The 20,157-nt window shown below is 41.2% G+C and carries 10 protein-coding genes; 2 read left to right on the top strand and 8 right to left on the bottom strand.

All coding sequences use genetic code 11. From position 1 onward, the window contains the following. Positions 1-44: 44 nt before the first annotated feature. Positions 45-830, top strand: coding sequence for an MOSC domain-containing protein (locus AABK37_RS04215; protein WP_432550347.1), 786 nt, complete (start codon positions 45-47; stop codon positions 828-830). A gap of 72 nt (positions 831-902) precedes the next feature. Here the strand turns inward: AABK37_RS04215 and AABK37_RS04210 are convergent, their stop codons facing one another. Further along, the gene (locus tag AABK37_RS04210) at positions 903-1,481 is read right to left on the bottom strand and encodes a pentapeptide repeat-containing protein (protein WP_432550346.1); all 579 of its coding nucleotides are present in this window, start codon (positions 1,479-1,481) and stop codon (positions 903-905) included. A gap of 189 nt (positions 1,482-1,670) precedes the next feature. Further along, positions 1,671-4,265, bottom strand: a complete 2,595-nt coding sequence (locus AABK37_RS04205; protein WP_432550345.1) for a caspase family protein — start codon at positions 4,263-4,265, stop codon at positions 1,671-1,673. A gap of 421 nt (positions 4,266-4,686) precedes the next feature. Between AABK37_RS04205 and AABK37_RS04200 the strand changes: the two genes are divergently transcribed. Next, complete coding sequence (locus tag AABK37_RS04200) at positions 4,687-5,886, top strand: serine hydrolase domain-containing protein (RefSeq protein WP_432550344.1); 1,200 nt, start codon at positions 4,687-4,689, stop codon at positions 5,884-5,886. Positions 5,887-6,346: 460 nt separating this feature from the next. Here the strand turns inward: AABK37_RS04200 and AABK37_RS04195 are convergent, their stop codons facing one another. The 6 genes from AABK37_RS04195 to AABK37_RS04170 form a co-directional block, all read right to left on the bottom strand. Beyond that, the gene (locus AABK37_RS04195) at positions 6,347-6,469 is read right to left on the bottom strand and encodes a hypothetical protein (RefSeq protein ID WP_432550343.1); all 123 of its coding nucleotides are present in this window, start codon (positions 6,467-6,469) and stop codon (positions 6,347-6,349) included. 65 nt (positions 6,470-6,534) lie between these two features. Continuing rightward, positions 6,535-11,001, bottom strand: a complete 4,467-nt coding sequence (locus AABK37_RS04190; RefSeq protein WP_432550342.1) for an nSTAND1 domain-containing NTPase — start codon at positions 10,999-11,001, stop codon at positions 6,535-6,537. Between the two features lie 14 nt (positions 11,002-11,015). Continuing rightward, positions 11,016-11,222, bottom strand: coding sequence for a hypothetical protein (locus AABK37_RS04185; RefSeq protein WP_432550341.1), 207 nt, complete (start codon positions 11,220-11,222; stop codon positions 11,016-11,018). 87 nt (positions 11,223-11,309) lie between these two features. Then, positions 11,310-11,519 carry a hypothetical protein gene (locus tag AABK37_RS04180; RefSeq protein ID WP_432550340.1) on the bottom strand — a complete coding sequence of 70 codons (210 nt, stop codon included), beginning with the start codon at positions 11,517-11,519 and terminating at the stop codon, positions 11,310-11,312. 114 nt (positions 11,520-11,633) lie between these two features. Next, positions 11,634-15,977 carry an nSTAND1 domain-containing NTPase gene (locus tag AABK37_RS04175; protein WP_432550339.1) on the bottom strand — a complete coding sequence of 1,448 codons (4,344 nt, stop codon included), beginning with the start codon at positions 15,975-15,977 and terminating at the stop codon, positions 11,634-11,636. A 97-nt stretch (positions 15,978-16,074) separates the two neighbouring features. After that, positions 16,075-19,911 (bottom strand): caspase family protein, encoded by a 3,837-nt coding sequence (locus tag AABK37_RS04170; RefSeq protein WP_432550338.1) that lies wholly within the window; start codon positions 19,909-19,911, stop codon positions 16,075-16,077. Positions 19,912-20,157 lie beyond the last annotated feature (246 nt).

Raw genomic sequence — 20,157 nt, 5'->3', positions numbered from 1 at the left:
TTTCTTTAAGAAAGCCGACTTCTGAAGCTTTGAATATAAAATCAATGAAAGTTAAACAGTTATTTATCCATCCGGTGAAGGGTTTAACACCATTAGCACACCAAAGCGTAACCTTAAAAGTTGGATATGGGATACCAGGCGATCGCTCTTTTGCGTTAATGTACAAGCAAGATGAAATAGACGTAGACTCAACTAAAGTGCCGTGGATGAAGAAGCACAACTTCATCATGCAAAATGATTGGCACGGACTTGCAGCTTTAGATTGTCAGTATGAAGAAGCTAGCGGTATTCTCAGGGTGAAGCGTAAAGGTGTAGAATTATTGATTGGCGATACGAAAACAGAAATCGGACGCGATCGCATTTCCACATTTTTCACCGGCTATCTAGCAGGAATTTATCCCAGTCTTGCTGCTAGAAACGGCAAACGCGCACCCTTACAATTTGTGGGGATGTTTGGCGAAACTCGCTATCCTGACAGAGAAGCAGTGCATATTTCTTTAGTTAGTCAAGCAACTATAGATAATTTAAGTCAATTAGCCAAACAAGAAATTGATGTCCGGCGTTTTCGTCCGAATATAGTTGTAGAAGGTGTACCCGCATGGAAAGAATTTGACTGGGTAGGGCAAGAAATGCAACTTGGTAGTGCGAGAATTGAGATAACAGCCAGAATTAATCGCTGCTTAAATATAGACGTGCATCCAGAAACCGGAGAACGAGATATTGGATTGCTGACTTTACTACAAAAGCAATTTCACCACACCCAGACAGGAGTTTTAGCCAAAGTTATTAGTAATGGTGATGTAGCGATCGGCGATAATTTGCACTTGTGAGTGAAATCAAAAAAACAATCCCCGTCGTTTCATAGACGGGGAATGTTAATTAGGGCTATTACGTACTTGTTATCATTGAACTGTGAATCCTGGAGGTGTGATTGCATCTTCCAAATCAGCCCCTAGCAGGTTTGCCCCTTCTATTTTCGCATCTATTAGATTTGTTTTCTCCAAGTCTGCTCCCTGTAAATTTGCTCCTAATAGATTCGCTCCTTGTAGGTTTGCTTTCTCTAGGTCTGCATCAAACAAATTTGCATTCTCTAGGTTTGCTCCTGCTATGTTTGCTTTACCTAAATCTGCTCCCTGTAAATTTGCTCCTAACAGATTTGCTCCTTGTAAATTAGCCTTCTCGAAGTCTGCATCTGCCAAGTTCGCATTTTCCAAGTTTGCTGCTTGCAAGTTAGCCGAACTCAGGTCTGCTCCATTCAGGTTACACCCGACACATTCTTTGGTTTGTAACAAACGTTTCACATTTGCGCTTACAGACTGTATTGGCGATGCAACCGGGGATATTATGGGAGCGGTTATGGATGGTGTTTCTGATTGAGCTAAAGCGCTAGGCTGGTCAAGCAGAGAAAATCCGGCTACAAATACAAAAAATACTGCGGTGACGACCCAGGAAGTTAATTTTTTTGCAATTGATTTATTCATTTTAATTTTGTGGCTTTGCTTTTACAGAAGCCATCAGTAAAGTGCATAGTTTTCACTTTAAAGTAAGCTCATAGATTAAATCAAACATTATTTTTATTCAGATTTATAACTTAAAGTGATTAAAAAACATTTTCTCAAGTTTTTTGTCTAAATGGCTCTTTATTGGCAGCATCGCTCTCGGAGTGGAAATCATTTATCTTCAGCTATATTTGCCTCTGTTGTTGGCGATATTTGCGTAGTAAAATTGTGTAATTGGGAACATGTAGACTGCAAAGAAGATTGCCTAATTTCCTCTACACTGTTATTGACAATCGAAAAACGAAGTTGAATAAACCCAAAAGCGGTAAGTTGCGATAGCAATATCATCACTGCACTAATCATAGCGATCGCCTTTAAGTGCTTGTTGCGTCTTTTTTGGATGCTACGCTTGACAAACTCCAACTCTGTTAAATTCAACCAGCCAATATCAGACTTAAGTAATTGCTGTACTAACGGCAAGCGAGGATCGTCATTCCATAAAAGACCAACAGCCTTTTTATCGTGTTTTTGGGTTGCCCATTTATTTGCAGTTGGTCTTAACTCTGTTTGCAATACTAAAGAACTTAACTCTTGTTTTTTCCAGTTCAGCAGCTTTTGCCATTCCCGGATTAAAGCATCATGAGCCGGCTCAACATATTCATTATTCTCTATATCGCGTCCTTTCACCAACAACCGCGCCGCCACAAAGCGCGAAATCACCAACTTTACCCGTGTATTTTCGGCTTGTGGATATTCCAGTTCCTTGCATAGCACCCGTCTGCGTGTCAAATCGCTGCTACCCACCGCTACCATCCGCAGCATTACGTGCTTGATAGTTTGGGAGTAAGCGGGGTCAAGTTTAACTAACTCGTCATATTCAAAGTCTGCTCTTTTAGTCAGACTGCGCGTCACTCCCCCTAATTCTGCATAATCAGATTGAGTAATTGCCCGATTATTTCTTTTACCTTCTTTGACACTCTGAATATATTTCAGATACAGTTCACTCAAAGTAAAAGAAAGTAGTGGTAAAGCTCCCGGCATCTGTGCCACTTCATCAATTACTTCCTCTACTAAACTTGGCGGCTCAAAATACATTACCTTGGCAGCGGCTGGTTCGACAATGCACGATCGCAATTCTTGACGCGATATCTTTGGCATCACAAATCGTCCCGATTCCCAGTAAGGTTCTAAAGGTGTATTGCGAAATTGTGGTTCAAAGTCATTTCTGAGTGTCACCACAATTCTTAACTGCTCAGGAAAAGCTTTTATTGCTCTTGCCAATCCTTCAAATAATTTTTGACTTTCAGTTTCATCTTGGCAAACGGTAACTAATTCTTCAAACTCGTCAATTACCAATAATAATTTTGCCTGAGGATTCAAATCAGACCATTCACTTACACTCTGATACAAATTCAGTAATTCTTGCTCAAAAGCTTGGCTTGGTTCCGCAAAAGTTGGCAAATTTTCCTTGATCAGCGTTTTGTTTAAAGCCACAAAAGGCGATTCTCCCGGACGCACCGGAGCCAAAATGCGCCATTCTTGGGGAATTGGGAATTGGGCAATGGGCAATGGGCAATGGGAATAAAAAGATGCCCCATGCCCGATGACGGCAGGTGCTTCAAGCCGGGAAACCCGTCCAACGCACTGCCTCCCCGATGCCCCATGCCCAATGCCCGATGCCCCATGCCCAATGCCCCATGCCCGATGCCCCATGCCCAACTTTAAATATGGAATTAATCCGGCTTTTACCAAACTAGATTTTCCCGAACCAGAAGCACCCAGCACTACCGTCAAGGGGCGATCGCTCATAAATTCTGCCAGCTTGGAAATTAATTTTTTTCTGCCGAAAAATAGCTGACTGTGTTCTTCTTCAAAAGATTTTAAACCCCGATAAGGATTAGTATTTTTGGAAATTGCAGGTGCTGGGGCTAAATGATTGCGGTCAAAACTAGGAATGGGAAAGATGTAATCACCATCATCATGGTGTTTAAGGTGACGCAAGTTAGGGGTTTGTTTTGCGTTTATCTTATAGAACTCGCTCTGTAAATACACAAAAAGTTCTGTTGCTGTAAGTAGACCGTCTTGACTCAAGTCAACATCTCCTCTAAGTGCTTTGAGGAGAAACTCAGCAAAGGGAGAATGTCCCTCATGCTCGCTGCGTTGTCCAAAAGGATATAGGTAATCGGCAGCTTTTTCATCATCGCTTGCAGAGGTAATTACCTGCTGGGCACAACTAGAGATAAAGCGATCGTAGCGTTCGCGATAATGTATATTTTGCCGCACCGCTTCTCTGTCACCTGCCCAACGAAATGCTCCTGCAAAGCAGCAGTCGAGGATAATCAACAAATGACGACATGGCAGTTTTTGCAAAGCATCGTGCAGTCGCTTCATCGATAACCAAGTGCTGTTGTTACCCAAACGTGCATCTTGAGGTACAAGAAAACCCGCAGGACTATCGGCGTTATCTATTCCATCTAGGATGCCATGTCCAGCAAAATAGAAAAATAGTCTATCAGTTTCTTCAATTTCGATTTGGCTGCCGTCAGGTAAAAATAGTTTGTGTTGTTCAAGAGCCGTCAATAGACTGTTGAATTTATTGTTATTAGCATCGCCATTTAACAGCAGCAGAACTTGGTATTCGTATTTGCTCTTTAAAGTAGCGGCGATTTCTTCAGCATCATTGACAGCAGTTTGCAGTGCCGGGATGCCATTGCTGTATTGATCGATGCCGATAACTACTGCTAGACTTCGTTTAATTTCTGCCATACATGCAATCTTGACAAAAGTTTTAATATATGCAGCGGTAAGTTATACCTTATTAACTGAACGAAAGTTCAGCAAGTATTGCTTGCCTTATATATTGTTTTAGGTATGAGCCAAATCAAGTTATGCACATGTAAGGCAGATATCGGCAAGATGTAACAATACTTGGCATTATCGCTGTTGATGCGGCTTAATTTCATCAAGTCGAGCTTAGGTGTTCGCTGATATTTTTGGAAATTAAATTTTCTTCCCTAGTTCTTCCCGATCGCCATTTAATCTTAAAAACATCGAATCAGTCAGTTCTCAACTCAAACAATTAACGAGTAAGCGTCCAGTTGAACGCTTACTTGTTAAGAAACTTCCACTTGGTACGCAAGAGTTGAAAAGCACAAACTAGTCACTTTTTTTAAGAGAGAAAAAAACCATGAAAATTGCCAATCTTCCCGCCGAACTAACAGAAGCTGAAATCGCAGCACATGTCATTGCACCAGAACACGTAAAAAACATTCAGATAGAAGAGGTTGATGAATCAAAACAAGTCAGATATGACATTCCCGTTGTCACTAGACAATTTGCTATCCCTCCTAAATTGAATGTAGATGCTTTTGGCAAGGCTATCCACAATACTTTAAAAGACTCTGTAACTGGATACATGTTTGAACTGCGGCAAAACGGCAACCTCATTTATAATTTGATTTGGAACTGGGCACAGACTCCTGCCGATCTCAGGCAAGGTTGGAGTGAAGATACACGTATGCACGTTGCCAGTGTCAGTAAATTTCTCACAGCGGTTGGCTTGGTCAAAGTTTTAGATAGCAAGAATATTTCTTACGATAGTAAGATTATTAACTATTTACCAACTTACTGGAGTAAAGGTAATAATATCGACAAGATCACCTTTCGGCACTTGTTGACACATAGATCGGGATTCAGTACAGGTGGTTCTGCCTCCGATTATACGTTTATGAAAAGTAAGGTGGCAGCTGGGGTAACACAGGTAGGTTCTTATGATTATGAGAATATGAACTTTGGCTTATGCCGCATTCTCATTCCAATTATCAATGGCAATCTTAGCAAAGATGCACAATTTCCCACATCCTCTTCTCAAGATGTGTATTGGGATGCAGTCACTCTTTCCTACTATAAAAGCTATATGCAAGCTAACGTATTTACACCTGCTGGTGTCAATAACGTTGACTTCAAGCCTATTTCGAGTACGAAGAATGCACTGGCTTATCAGTTCCCACATAACAATAACAAAGGATGGGATTCTGGCGATCTAGCCTCTGTTGCAGGTGGTGCTGGTTGGAGGTTATCAACTAAGGAACTACTGAATGTCATGGATCATGTGCGGCGCAGAAACACGATTATTGCTCCTCAAAAAGCACAATATATACTTGACAATTACTTTGGTATCGATGAAGTTGCTAATACACCAGCAGGTACGATTTATAGCAAAAACGGTTATTGGGGTAATGGTGACGGTAAAACAGAACAATGTGTTGCTTACTTTTTGCCAAATGATATGGAACTTGTGGTGTTTGTAAATTCACCAATTGGTCAAAGCAACTTTTTCTTGCGGGGTATCTTGAAAGATACGTTTGTTAACGCTTTATCGAGTTAACAGTATAGGGGTTACGCACTCCTTCAGGTGCGTAGTATACGTAGTAGGGTGTGTTAGGACATTCGTCCTAACGCACCGAGACATCACAGACGGTGGGTTAGCTTCCGCAGAGCGGACAAGGGGCGCGGTAAGCGAAGCTATGCCGTAGGCTTTACGCGCTCCACACCCTACATATACTTAAATTTTTTCAAAAATAAAGTCGGATTCTTATATACAAATTGATGCTAAAATCAATGTCTTCTTAATAAAAGCCCCAGTACCCCACCGGGGCAAGTCAAACGTTTCCAAAAGTCAATATAGTTGCTAGCGAACATTTAAGGGTAGGGGTTTCCCCTACCTTGACATGAAAACATGACAAACGCTATCATAAAACATGACAAAAATAGGTTAACACTTTTTAGTGCCCGTTACTTAGGGGAATAGTCACCGGAGGCGGTACAAGAAAGGCAGATGCCCCTAGCTAAGATATTCCTGGTTTTGAGAGGTAGATGACCCTGACAATTAACAAGTATATCCACTGATGGGTGTTTTTCGGTAGGGCGATCGCAATTCTGTCGCTGGTTGTGCGATCGCTATCTGTCATGCGATCGACTAAACAGTGTTTGTCGTGAATCGTTTTGATAAATTGACATTCAGCCGGACACGATATTATTTATCATGCCAAACATATTTTTCACAAGTATCTTTCGCTTTCTTAGCCTCATCTGTCTGGGGGTTTTGCAACACAGGATGATTTTGCAAGTTGTTGCAGGCAACTTCTAACCAATCTTCCCATCGAGTTTGCCACAAGCGTAGTGTTTTGTCTCGACTACCACTAACGATGTAGCGTCCATCAGGACTGATGGCAACAGATGTGACATTATTTGTATGACCTTGAAAGTTTAGCCCAATATTGCTGTCAGAAAAGTTCCACAAGCGCACATTCTTGTCCTGACTACCACTAACAATGTAGCGCCCATCGCGACTGATAACGGCAGATGTCACACCAAACTCATGACCTTGAAACGGTTGTCTAATTAATTTACCAGAAAGATCCCACAAGCGCATTGTCCTGTCGTAACTGGCGCTGAGGATATAACGCCCCGAAGGACTAAAAGCCACAGATGAAATCGAACCCTCATGACCTTGGAATGGTTGGGCGATCGCTTTACCAGAAAGATCCCACAAGCGCACCATTCTGTCGTCACCGCCACTAACAATCATCTTACTATTGGGACTGAAGGCAACAGAAAATATAGGCTGTGTATGACCTGTAAAAGGTTGTCCAATTGAATTACCTTTAATATCCCACAAGCGCAGTGTCTTGTCCTCGCTACCACTGACGATGTAACGCCCCGAAGGACTAAAAGCTACAGAATAGACTTTACCTGTATGACCTGTAAATGGTTGTCCAATCGAATTACCTTTAATATCCCACAAGCGCAGTGTCTTGTCCTCGCTACCACTGAGGATTGTTAGTCCATCTGGACTAAAAGCTACAGATGTAACCGGATTTTTATGACCTAAAAATGGTTGCCCAATCGACTTACCAGAAATATCCCACAAGCGCAGTGTCTTATCGAGACTACCACTGACGATATAATGCCCCGAAGGACTAAAAGCCACAGATGCGACATTACTTGTATGACCTAGCAACGGTTGCCCGATTTTATTGCTAATGTCCCACAAGCGGATTGTGCGATCGCCACTACCGCTGACAATATATCGCCCATCTCGACTAAAGGCTACAGATGAAACCGGATTTTTATGACCTTTAAGCGGTTCTCCAATCAGATTGCCGGATAGATCCCACAACCGCACTATCCTGTCAAAACCGGCACTAACTATATACAGCCCATCGGGACTAAAGCGAACAGATAAAACAGCACTTCTATTACCTGGGAATGGTTGTCCTACTGGTTTGCCAGAAATATCCCACAAGCGTATTGTTCTGTCTTCGCTACCACTAACGATTGTTAGTCCATCTGGACTAAAAGCTACAGACCACACAGAATCTGTATGACCTGCAAACGGTTTCCCTACAGGATTTCCGGAAATATCCCACAAACGTACTGTCTTATCCCTACTACCACTGACGATGTATTTTCCATCCGGACTAAATGCTACAGACCAGACAGGTTTTGTATGACCGACAAACGCTTTGCCGATTGGTTTACCAGATATATCCCACAAACGCAGCGTGTTGTCTTCACTACCACTGAGAATGTAGCGTCCATTTGGACTAAAAGCTACAGATTGGATCGGTTTTGTATGACCTGTAAATGGTTGCCCAATCTGTTTACCAGACATATCCCACAAACGCACTGTGTTGTCTTCGCTACCACTGACGATGTAGCGCCCATCGGGACTAAATGCTACAGATGTAATCGGTTTTGCATGACCTGTAAATAATTTGCCGATTGGTTTACCGGACATATCCCACAAACGCACTGTGTTGTCTTCGCTACCGCTGACGATGTAGCGCCCATCGGGACTAAAAGCTACAGAAGTGACGCGATCGCTATGACCTGTCAACTGATCTCGCTCTTTAGTAGCTTGCACTGCATGAAGTAAACTAGATTTCACTGGGTTAAGTATGTCCCAGGGTAACAATGAACGATTTTCACCAGCAGTCTGAATCGCTAAAACTAGTCCATCTACAGGGTTGACAGGTAGCCTATTTTCTGCTAATGCGGCTTTTTCCCGTAACAGCGACAACTGAAGTTGAACCAAAGCAAAAATCGTTAATCCAGTCAGTGAGGCAATAACTCCACTCACAATACCAACTGTCCGACGCCGATTGTTTCGTCTTCTTGTGATGCTGCGTTGAACAAACTCCAACTCTATAGAATTCAGCCAACTTTTATCAGACTCAGATATCTGCTTAACCAACGGTAAACGCGGATCGTTATTCCACAACAAACCAACCGCTTGTTTATCTCGTCTTTGAGTTGTCCATTTATTCGCAGTCGGTGTTAGTTCGCGTTGCAGCAGCAACGAACCTAATTCTTGGTCTTTCCAAGTCAGTAATTTTTGCCATCCCCGCACTAAGACATCATGAGCCGGTTCTACATAACTGTTACCTTCAGTATCTTGTCCTCCTACTAACAAACGTGCTGCCAGAAAACGCTCAATTACTAACTTTACCCGCGTATTTTCTGCTTTGGGATATTCCAATTCTGTCAGCAATACTCGCCGGCGTGCCAAATCACCACCACCTATAGCCACCATCCGTAACATGACGTGTTTAATAATTTGAGCATAAGCAGAATCAAGTTTAATTAATTCATCATATTCACTGTCTGCTCGTTGAGTGAGACTGCGCGTCACTCCACCTAATTCTTCATAATCGGCTTGAGTAATTGCCCGATTGTTTCTTTTGCCCTCTCTGGCACTTTTAATATATTTTAAATATAGTTCACTTAATGTAAAAGAAAGTAGCGGCAACGCTCCGGGCATTTGTGCTACTTCATCAATTATTTGGTCTACTAAAGTTGGCGGTTCAAAAAACATTACCCTAGCGGTGGCTGGTTCGACAATACAATCGCGCAATTCCAAGCGTGACATGACTGGCACGATAAATCTTGCCGCTGTCCAATAAGCTTCTAAAGGTGTGTCGCGAAATTGCGGTTCAAAGTCATTTCGTAACGTCACCACAATGCGTAACTGTTCGGGAAAAGCTTTTATAGCCCTTGCTAACTCGCTCAAAAACTTTAAGCGCTCATCTTCATTTTTAGTCACAGTTACTAATTCTTCAAACTGGTCAATTACGACAAGTAATTTAGCATTTTCATTAGCTTCAGTCCAAGCTTTGATACTTTGATAAAGAGTCTGTAATTCTTCTTCAAATTGCTGCTTAGGCTGAACGAAAGTTGGTAGTTTTTCTTGTGCAAGTGCATTATTCAAAGCTTTAAATGGAGACTCTCCCGGACGAATGGGAGCGAGAATCCGCCATTCTTGGGGACTAGGGACTAGGGACTGGGGATTAGGGACTAGGGATTGAGAGGAAGACGTGGAGAGTTTTGTATAGATATCTGTCCTCTTCTCTCCTAATCCCCTAGTCCCTAGTCCCCAGTCCCCAGTCCCTTTAAGATGCGTAATTAATCCGGCTTTCACCAAGCTGGATTTTCCGGAACCGGAAGCACCCAGCACCACTGTTAACGGTTGGTTGATGATGAATGCTTGCAATTTTTCGATTAAGGCTTTTCTGCCAAAAAAGAGGCTGCTATCTTTTTCTTCATACGATTTCAATCCTCTGTAAGGATTGGTATTTTCATCGAGTGCGGGTGCTGGTGCTAACTTATTCGGGTCAAACCCAGGAACGGGAAAGATATACTCGCCTTTGTCGTGACGTATGAGTTGACAGAATCCTGGGGTTTGCTTGACGCTTGTATTGCCCAATTCTCCATGTATATATACGTAGATTTCCGTAGCTGTGATTACGCCGTCTTTGCTAAAATCTGCTTCTCCACAAAGCGCTTTTAAAAGTAATTCTGCAAAAGGGGAGTTTCCCGAATCTTCGTTGCGTTGTCCAAATCGATACAACGAATCGGCAGCTTTTTCATCATCGCCGGCGGAGGTGATTACTTGCTGGGCGCAACTAGAGATAAAGCGATCGTAACGTTCGCGATATACTTTATTTTGACGCACGGCATCTCTGTTACCTGCCCAACGAAATGCGCCTGCAAAACAACAATCTAGGATAATTAATATATGACGGCATGGTAGTTTAATTAAAGCATCGTGCAGTCGCTTCATGGGCAGCATACTACTGTCATTATCCATGCGTGCATCTTGAGGAACAAGAAAGCCTGTTGGACCATCGGCGCTATCTAATGCATCTAAGGCGATACCGTGTCCGGCAAAGTAGAATAATACTCGGTCAGTTTCTTGAATTTGAATTTGGCTATTATCTGCTAAAGGTAGCTTTTGTTGTTCAAAGGCAGTTAATAGGCTTTTGAATTTGTCGCTGTTGGCATCGCTATCTAACAGCAGCAAAACTTGGTATTCGTATTTGGTTGCTAAAGTCGCAGCGATTTTTTCGGCATCATTGACGGCGGTTTTTAGTGCCGGAATGCCATTGCCGTATTCATTAATACCAATAACTACTGCCAGACTGCGTTTAATTTCTTCCATAAGATGCCCGTTATTTAATAACTATAAGCATCTACAAGCAGATTATCTACAATTTCCCTCTTATTTTTAGCAAGTGTCCAATCGTGCCTTCTATTCATCTGTGTGGAGGTTTTGCAAAAAAGAAGAATTTGGCGATCGCCACCATCCAAAGCATTTGCGATTGAGATGCCACAAATGCACCGTAGGGCGATCGCTTGCGAGAAAACGTGAAGTTTTCTCATAAATGCTTAGTCTAATTAGAGACGTAATATTTGCTACGTCTCTAATTTAACTGCTCAGACTCAGCAATCCTTATTTATCTATGGCTATCACCCCAAGTTGTCTAGAAATTGTTGCGCTTCATTAAGTTTTTCTTTAGCCTCATTAGTATCGCAACGCTTAAATTGCTCTATTGCTTCTTTTGACTTTTTCTTGGCTCCTTCTATGTCTTTCCTCTTGTGATGATCTCTAGCAGCCTCGAGACTAGCCACACCTAGATCGAATTCTGGATCTATGCGTTTATATCCAGGATTTGACATAATTTTTGCTCTCCTTTGGAATGTTTGAAACCTGACATCTAAATATAGGTGCAGGTGAAATGAAGTTATGCACTCAAAATCAAGATTGATATGAAGAGGGTTGTAAAAGAGGCACTAAATTGGTTTGCAAAGATTACCTTCACTTACTTTGGGTTTATTTTTCAGATAGTCATCCAGCCAATTACAACTATGTTTAAGTAAGTTATCCAAATCCAAATTCCAGAGAATCACGTTTTCGCTAGGATCAGCTGAAGCAATAGTCTTACCATCGGGACTGAAACTGGCATCAAAGATATCGCCTTGATTATCTGGTAAAGTTGTTATCAGTTCACCATTTAGTTTCCAAAGTCTAATTTTATTGCCACTTGCTGAAACTAAAGTTTGACCATTGGGGCTAAAATTAACTTTCATAACACTATTACCTTCAAGTGGAAAAACTGTAGATGGTTGATTATTTAGATGCCAAAGCCTAACAGTTTTGTCAGAACTAGCTGAAGCAAGCATTTTTCCGTTAGGGCTGAAACTTACACTCAGAACTCCTTCCTTGTGACCTGGAAAATTTTTAATAAATCTGCCATCTGGTACATTCCAAAGCTTGATAGTTTTGTCAAGGCTGGCTGAAGCAATCGTTTTACCATCAGGGCTAAAGCTAACACTTGTAACTACGTTATTATGTGCTGGGATAGTTTTAATTAAGCTTCCATTTGCTACATTCCAAAGCTTCACAGTTTTATCATCACTCGCTGAAGCAATTGTTTTGCTATCAGGGCTAAAACTCACGCTAGAAACTTGTTGTAAGTGTGCTTTTATAGTCCTGATTAATTTTCCTTGAGTATTCCAAAGTTTCACAATTCCATCCTCGCCGGCAGATGCAATTAATTTACCATCGTGACTAAAGCTTACTTGTAAAACTGTTTGGTTATCTGCTTGCACATTCCACAACCGCTTACCATTTTGCCAAAGCTGAATATTTTTACCTGATGCTGAGACAATCATTTTACTATCAGGGCTAAAGCTGACACTTATACTCTTCGATTGAAGAATTGTAGGCGGTAGTATACTATTAATATTCCATAGTTTAACGGTGTTATCATCACCAGCCAAAGCAATCATTTTGCTGTCGGGGCTAAAACTTGCTTGATTGATAGTGGTGTCAGGAATTACTAAAGTTGGCAGTGGTTCATCGGATTTTGGACTCCATATTTTAACAGTTTCATCCTTGTTAGCTGAAGCAATATATTTACCATCGCGACTAACATCTAAGTAAAGGACTTGCTCGGTATGTCCCTGTAAGTTTTTTATTTGTGTACCGTTTACATTCAATAGCTTGATAGGTCTATCACTATTGGTTGCAGCAATAGTTTTATTATCAACAAAACGCACTCCAAAACGGTCAAGTCGCACAGAATCATTCTGAATAGTTTTAAGTAACTTGCGCTCTTTTACACTCCAAAGTTTGATAGCTCCACCTACACTAGCGGTAGCAATAATCTGATTATCTGGACTAAAACTTAAATCTCTGATTTGGTCACGATGTTCTTTCCAAGTTTTAATTAGTTTCCCATCTTTCTGGAATAAATTTAGTGTAAAGGTATTTTGGCTACCCGTGGCAATAATCTGTCCATCGGGACTTAAACTTACAGCCGAAATTTGATCTTTGTCTGGGATAGGTTTTACTAATTTGAAAGTACCATTAGGTTGACGCTGCCAAATTATGAGAGTATTATTACTAGCAGAGATTAAAGTTTTACCATCCTTACTAAAAAGAACTCTAAAAACTCCATCTTCATGCTGTGTAAGTGTTTGCAAACATTGCCCTTTAAGATTCCACAATTTAATAGTGCTATCATTGCTTGCTGAAGCAATTGTTTTACCATCTGGGGTAAAAATGACACTCCTAACAGCTTGAGTATGTCCTTCAAAGCGGTTGCGCTCTCTGACTTGATTAGCCAACTGTAGCAAGGTCGTTACAACTTTTATTTTGGTAGATTCCTTGGTTAAAATGGTGTCTTTTTTCAGCATTTCTCCTGCTTTGACACCTTCTCTTAATAAATCTTTTTTTAGCATTTCGCCGGCTTTGACACCTTCTACCAGCGCTTCTAATTGGTTGTTGGAGGCTAAACGCGCTTCTGATAAAGCACTAGTAGTTTCAATTACTTGATTTTCCGCATCAATCCAATTTTTAATTGCAATAATAGTTGCACTGCTCAAAACTATTAATGCACCACTTATAATACTCCCACGTAAAGTAGCATTTTTGCGTTTTTGTCTGACGCTACGTCGCACAAACTCAGCTTCTATTTTGTTAAACCAGTTATTATTAGAATTCAATATTTGTTTCAACAAATCCAGACGCGGATCGGCATTCCATAGAAATCGTGGTTTTTGTTGGGTTTTCCACTCAAGTGCAGCTGGTGTCAATCGACGTTGAAGAATCAAATTTTCCTGTTCTTCTTGTTTCCAAGTCCGCAGCTTATTCCACCCCCGCACTAAAACATCATGGGCAGGTTCGACATATTCATGATTCTCTGTATCTTGTCCTTTAACTAACAAGCGAGCAGCCACAAAACGCTCAATTACTAACTCTGCCCGTGCATTTTCTACTTCTGGATACTCCAATTCTGTACATAATACTTGTCTGCGAGCCAATTCACCCCCACCTATAGCTACCATCCGTAGCATTACTTGTTTGATTGTTTGAGCGTATGCTGAATCAAGTTTTACTAACTCGTCATATTCATAATCTGCTCTTTGAGTGAGACTGCGCGTCACTCCTCCCAATTCATCATAATCTGCTTGAGTAATCGCTCGATTATTTCTTTTATCTTCTCTAGTACTCTTGATATATTTCAAATAAAGTTCACTTAATGTGAAGGATAATAAAGGCAAAGCTCCGGGCATTTGTGCCACTTCATCAATTAACTGATCTACTAAATTTGGCGGATCAAAATACAAAACTCGTGCAGTGGCAGGTTCCGTAATGCAAGAGCGCAATTCTTGTCGCGTCATTGCTGGGATAATAAATCGCGCTTTTTGCCAATAAGGTTTTAATGCTTTATCTCTAAACTGCGGTTCAAAGTCACTTCGCAGCGTAACTACAATTCTTAATTGTTCGGGAAAAGCTTTAATTGCTCTTGCTAATCCTGTTATAAATATTTCCGATTGTTTGTCATTTTGGCATAGGGTGACTAATTCTTCAAATTGGTCAATAAAAAGTAGTAATTTAGTATTAGGGTTAGCCTGACTCCAAGTTTTGACGCTTTGATAAAGTGTTTGCAATTCTTGCTCAAAAGTTTTGTAAGGCTGGGTGAAAATGGGGAAGTTTTCTTTTACTAATGTGTTATTTAAAGCGATGAAGGGAGATTTACCCGGACGAATCGGAGCAAAGATGCGCCACTGTCCACTATTTTTTAACTGAGGAATTAATCCGGCTTTGACTAAGCTTGATTTACCGGAACCGGAAGCGCCGAGTACAACTGTTAATGGTTGGCTAATAATGAACTTTTGCAGCTTTTCAATTAAAGCTTTTCTGCCAAAAAATAAGCTGCTATCTTTTTCTTCAAAAGACTCTAACCCTCGGTAAGGATTTTTACTTTCATCAAGTGGGGGAGCTTTGTCTAAGTTTTTCGGATCAAAACCAAGAATAGGAAAGATATACTCACCTTTGTCATGGCGTTTTAGCTGACACAAACCTGGGGTTTGTTTGGCGATTGTTTTGGCTAATTCATTATTTATATATAAATAGATTTCTGTTGCGGTGATTACACCATCTTGGGTAAAATCAGCTTGTCCTAAAAGTGCTTTAAATAACAGTTCGGCGAAGGGAGAATGACCATTAATATTACCTCGTTGTCCAAAATTGAGAAGGGAATCGGCAGCTTTTTCGTCATCGGCAGCGGAGGTAATTACTTGTTGAGCGCAACCAGAGATGAAGCGTTGATAACGTTCTTGATACATTTTATGCGATCGCACTGCTTCTCTTTGCAATTCCGCCCAGCGAAATGCACCGGCAAAGCAGCAATCAAGGATAATCAAAAGATGACGGCAAGGCAGTTGTATCAAAGCATCGTGCAACCGCTGCATCGCTACCCAAGTATTGCTATCATCGCGTCGTGCATCCTGGGGTACAACGTAGCCAGCCGGTCCATCTGTGTTGTCAAGTCCATCCAAAGCAATGCCATGTCCCCCAAAGTAAAATAAAAGGCGATCGCTTTCTTGCATCTGTATCAACCCATCAGCTAAAGGTAGCTGCTGCTTTACAAAAGCTGCCAACAAATCATTCAGCTTCGATTGAGTTGCATCTGCATCCAATAGCTGTAAGACTTTGTATTCATATTCTTCTGCCAGGATTTTCGCAAGTTCGCTAGCATCATTTACAGCTGTCTCTAAGAGTGGAATACCATTTATGTATTGGTTAACACCAATAATTATTGCAAAACTGCGTTTAATTTCTGCCATAAATTAACATCAGCAAGAATATATCTGCAAAACCCCACCTCATGAAAAGGTGGGGTTATTTTTTTACACGCAATTATCAAGAATTGGTAGAAATTAGTCAGAGTGAGTGTTTGTTAACAGCTACAGTCTGACTGCTTCTAGTTTGACTAGTTGGCTGTGGTTGCGGAGAACGATTCCACAAAATTGAGATAGCAACGCTTGCTATAAATAGGGCAATTCCTGTAATAATTGCGCTACTAATTAGCAGAGGGTTTGGGGTTTGTGAAGAAGTTTCAGCAGGTTTTGGTGTGGTATTTCCTTTGGGTTCAACAATTAATACATTGGCAGTTGTCGCTGATGCTGCTGGTGGTTGATTTTCATGGGGAAATTCGTAAAGTGCTTTGGATAGTGCAGTTAAGCCGGCACGATCAGTAAAGTAGGTGAGGTGATCGCAGGCGGTGTCGGGTGATAATATTGTTGGTTGAGGCTTACGCTTAGAATTAACGCTCTTGATCGAAGTCAAAGTCACCGCTATATCATTCGGCTGACTAAAGAACGCCATATCTACAACTTTATTTACAGATGAACCAAACATCCTATCCATCAGTTGTTTGAGTGGATTAATTTGCTTGTCTGCTTGAAGTTTTGCAGCAGCAGCCATCACCGACCTATCACCGGCAATAATTGTATAAGGAATGCCAGGATCGGGATTTTCGGCAAGTTCTTTCAAAATAGGTGAATCTGGCTGCATTTGCTCCAAAGATTTATCATTATTTTCCAGAACTTTCAGTAAATCTGCTACTATTTTCGTGGGCCAAACTATTGCCGAAAGTTGATTCAACCCAATACCAAGAGCGGTAAAAACCCAATCCTGTATAGAAGGCCAAGGTGAACCGGCATTTGGTGTGCCTAACATAACTAAGTGTTGCACAACTTGATTGCCGCCCAGTCTCTCAATAAACCAGCGAGAAACCAAACCACCCATTGAATGTGCCACAATATGCAATTGTTTACCGTGGTTTGCTCCCAAGCCAATTTCTTGCAATTTTTCCCCTAAAAACTTGGCATTTTCTTCAATTGTAGTTTGGATATTTTCATAGTCAAAAGCCAAAACTACGTCATAACGCTCTTTAATTGAAAGCTCTTTTTTATCAACTTCTACCAAAGCATTATTCACACTGGGAACCATACTTGCAGTGTCCCCAACAATTCCATGAATGTAGAGGATAATTTTTTTTGCTTGCGCTACTTGCGCTTTAATTATCTCCTTATCTTTTTCGTAGGTTACTTTGTCTTTTTTGTCAACTTTAACTACATCGGCTATAGCTAAAATTGGATATTCAAATGGACTTCCTAGTTTTTGGCTAACTATTTTTTCAAAGAAAATCCGAATGGAACCCTGTATGCTGCGACTGCTAACTGTTGGATTTGGCAACCTTTCTAAAGTAATTTCCGTTTTGCCATCTATCGCTTGGGAACCTCTTCCTAATGGTAAGAAAAACTGTCCGTCATAAGCAAAGGGTAAAAGGTGTTCATTCTCGGCTAATTGGGTATCAACTAGCAATTTTAGTGGTGCATCTGGTGTAACTACAGTGTGGTCTGCTACGTCACTTAACTCTAAAGCACTCAAGCCGGGATCGCTACCTCGGCTGGTGGTAAATTGAAAGGATTCAGTAATACGAGGTTGTTGCCGCAAAATTGCAGGTAAAATCAAATTGCCTAAATCTCTGCTTGCTTGCGGTACAGTGGTGAGATTAACTTTTGCTTGCAAACTCGGATGTGGTTGCACCTCAACTACACCATTTTGTAATGCGGTGCTGCTATCAGATTGAATTGCGATCGCTTCTTGCGGACAGACTATGGTAATCGAAACTTCCTTAGTCATCCAATTATCATAGCTGCCTTCGGCTCTCACGGCTTCACGACTGTTTACCCCTGCCATTAAACGGTCAAGCGTGCCACCTCTTCCAACGGAACGAGTTGGAGGAGGGGGGTTTAATCCATCTTGTTGTAGCAAACTCGCATCAAATTCGCTTGTGCTGACTATCAGCTTGAATATATCTTTGTACTCAGTAATTCCTAATGCTAAATATTCATCTTTGATGACCAATTCGAGGTTGCCACTTTCGAGAGTGTTGCTATTTTCTGAACCTTTGGGTGGAAGTTTGAAGCTGCTTGCTTGGAATTCGTCTAACAAGTTGCTAGATATAGAGTAACTTTCTGCAAGGTCTAATACATTGCAATAAAGTGGTTTCTTGCTATTATTAGTGAGTTTGATTTGGATAGTTGGCTTTACCCATTCATCATTTTCATAGGTATACTCCAACCGCATTTCTGATGCTATTTTGTTATCACCACTAAGCGAAGTTTCTTGTCGTCCGGAAAGGACGCTGATTTCCATCTCTACATCATCGGTTTTAACGCTACTAGTCGCAGGGGTGGAGAGTTCGAGAATGTTTGTCCACCGGGCAATATGTTCTAAACGAACAACTACTTCACGAGCATTTTCCGAGGTATAACCGGCTTGGGTCGAGTTTTCGGGAATCGGAGCAATTAGCGGACGTTCATCGCTAGGCTGTGTAATCCAATACTGACCTCCACGAATTAGTAAATCGTAATCTGCTATGATTGGATCTTCTACTAAACTGACGTATAAGGAAGGTTTGGAATTGGGTGCAGATGTTTGTAGTGCTTGTTTTACGAGTTCTAAACCTGCTTTTTCGCTGTCTTCGCTTCTGATGTAAATTTTGAGAGGCGGCAATGGTATGTTAGTAACGATCGCCCAATAAGTTTCAGTTGGAGATAAGCGATCGCTACCGCTGAGAATTTTGACTTTACTTTTTTGTGGCAGCACTTGCATAACTTGCGCTTCCCCTAAAGCTTGGTCCAGTTTAGTTAATTGTTCTGGAGTACTTGCAGCGGGAAATATTGCTAATAAAGTGTCTCCATCCTTAGACGGTTTCGGGATACCAGAAATAGCACCTGCGTCAATTACCCAGCTATTATCGTTTTGGCTGCGGGTCAAGGTAAAGTAGTTGGGACGTTCTTTGATTGCACCACCTAAGAAAGGTTGGTCTAAATCTTTTGAATCTGTGGCTTCGACTTGCGGTGATTGTTCCTTGACTTTACCACTTACCAACGCATTGAGATTTCTCGCTAAATCTCGATAGGTAATGCTATTATTAGTCCGCTGGAGAGTTTGCAATAAAAAGTAAGAAAAAGCGCCTCTCGGTTGACCGTCTTCTCCTTTATATTCTTTCGCCAACTCATAATCACGACAAGCGGAAAACATAACGTGTTTGCCTTTTGGCAATGTTACACCAGTTGTTTTCTGCTCCAAGCTGCGCGAAGAATTCAACAATTCATTTAATGCTGTTGTGTCTTCGGCAAAAATAAAGCTGCTTAATGGACGTTCTCTGGAGTCTACCGGAGAACGACGCACTCTAATTTCTGGTGATATATCTCTGGTTCCCGAACCGGAGTGACAGCAGTCGAGAATGATGACAACGTGAGGGTTATTCTCTGCAACTTTCGAGATTAGATAGGCTATTTCTTTATCTGCTAAGTCTCGACTATTTTCTGTACGGCTATCGTAGCAAACTAAACTTTCATCTAAATGGTCTGCCTCTAAGTGCCAAAATTCTTGTGGTGCTTTCTCTTGAGCGCCATGACCGGCATAATAAAACAAGACTACATCTTCACTGTCTGCTTTGCATAGATGCTCTTTAAAGCCGTCGATCACTGCTTGACGAGTAGCTTGTTCATTGGTGAGTATCCAAGATTGATTAGTCGGTTCAACTAGTTGCCATTTTCCGTCTTTTGTGAGGCGATCGCGCAGATAAGCTTCCACAGCTTTGATGTCGTTAACGCAACCTTTTAATGAGGGAACTTGCGGTGTAGATTCCGGATCGTATTCGTCAATACCAACCAAAAGTGCGTAGATGTTGTTAGCCATATTTACCCTACTTAATGAAACTTTTTTGACATCGTAGTTTTACTACAGTTGCATTTTTCTTGTAGCAAAAGTATTAAAAGTTGTCTGTATTCTGCTTACGCTTTAGTTTTAACCTACCTTTTTGCGTTTAGGAAAGTAAAGCTTTGCTTATACATTCTCAATAGGCATCAGCACATCAAATTATGCACTTTATATAATGCCTGATTATTTAGAAATGTAAAATAACGCTTTTGTGTTTGCTATATG

This window comes from Tolypothrix sp. VBCCA 56010 (assembly GCF_050875635.1).
In the GTDB taxonomy this organism is placed as follows: Bacteria; Cyanobacteriota; Cyanobacteriia; order Cyanobacteriales; family Nostocaceae; genus Hassallia.
The sequence above is the reverse complement of the archived record's forward strand: the minus strand, read 5'-3'. Positions and strand labels throughout refer to the sequence as shown.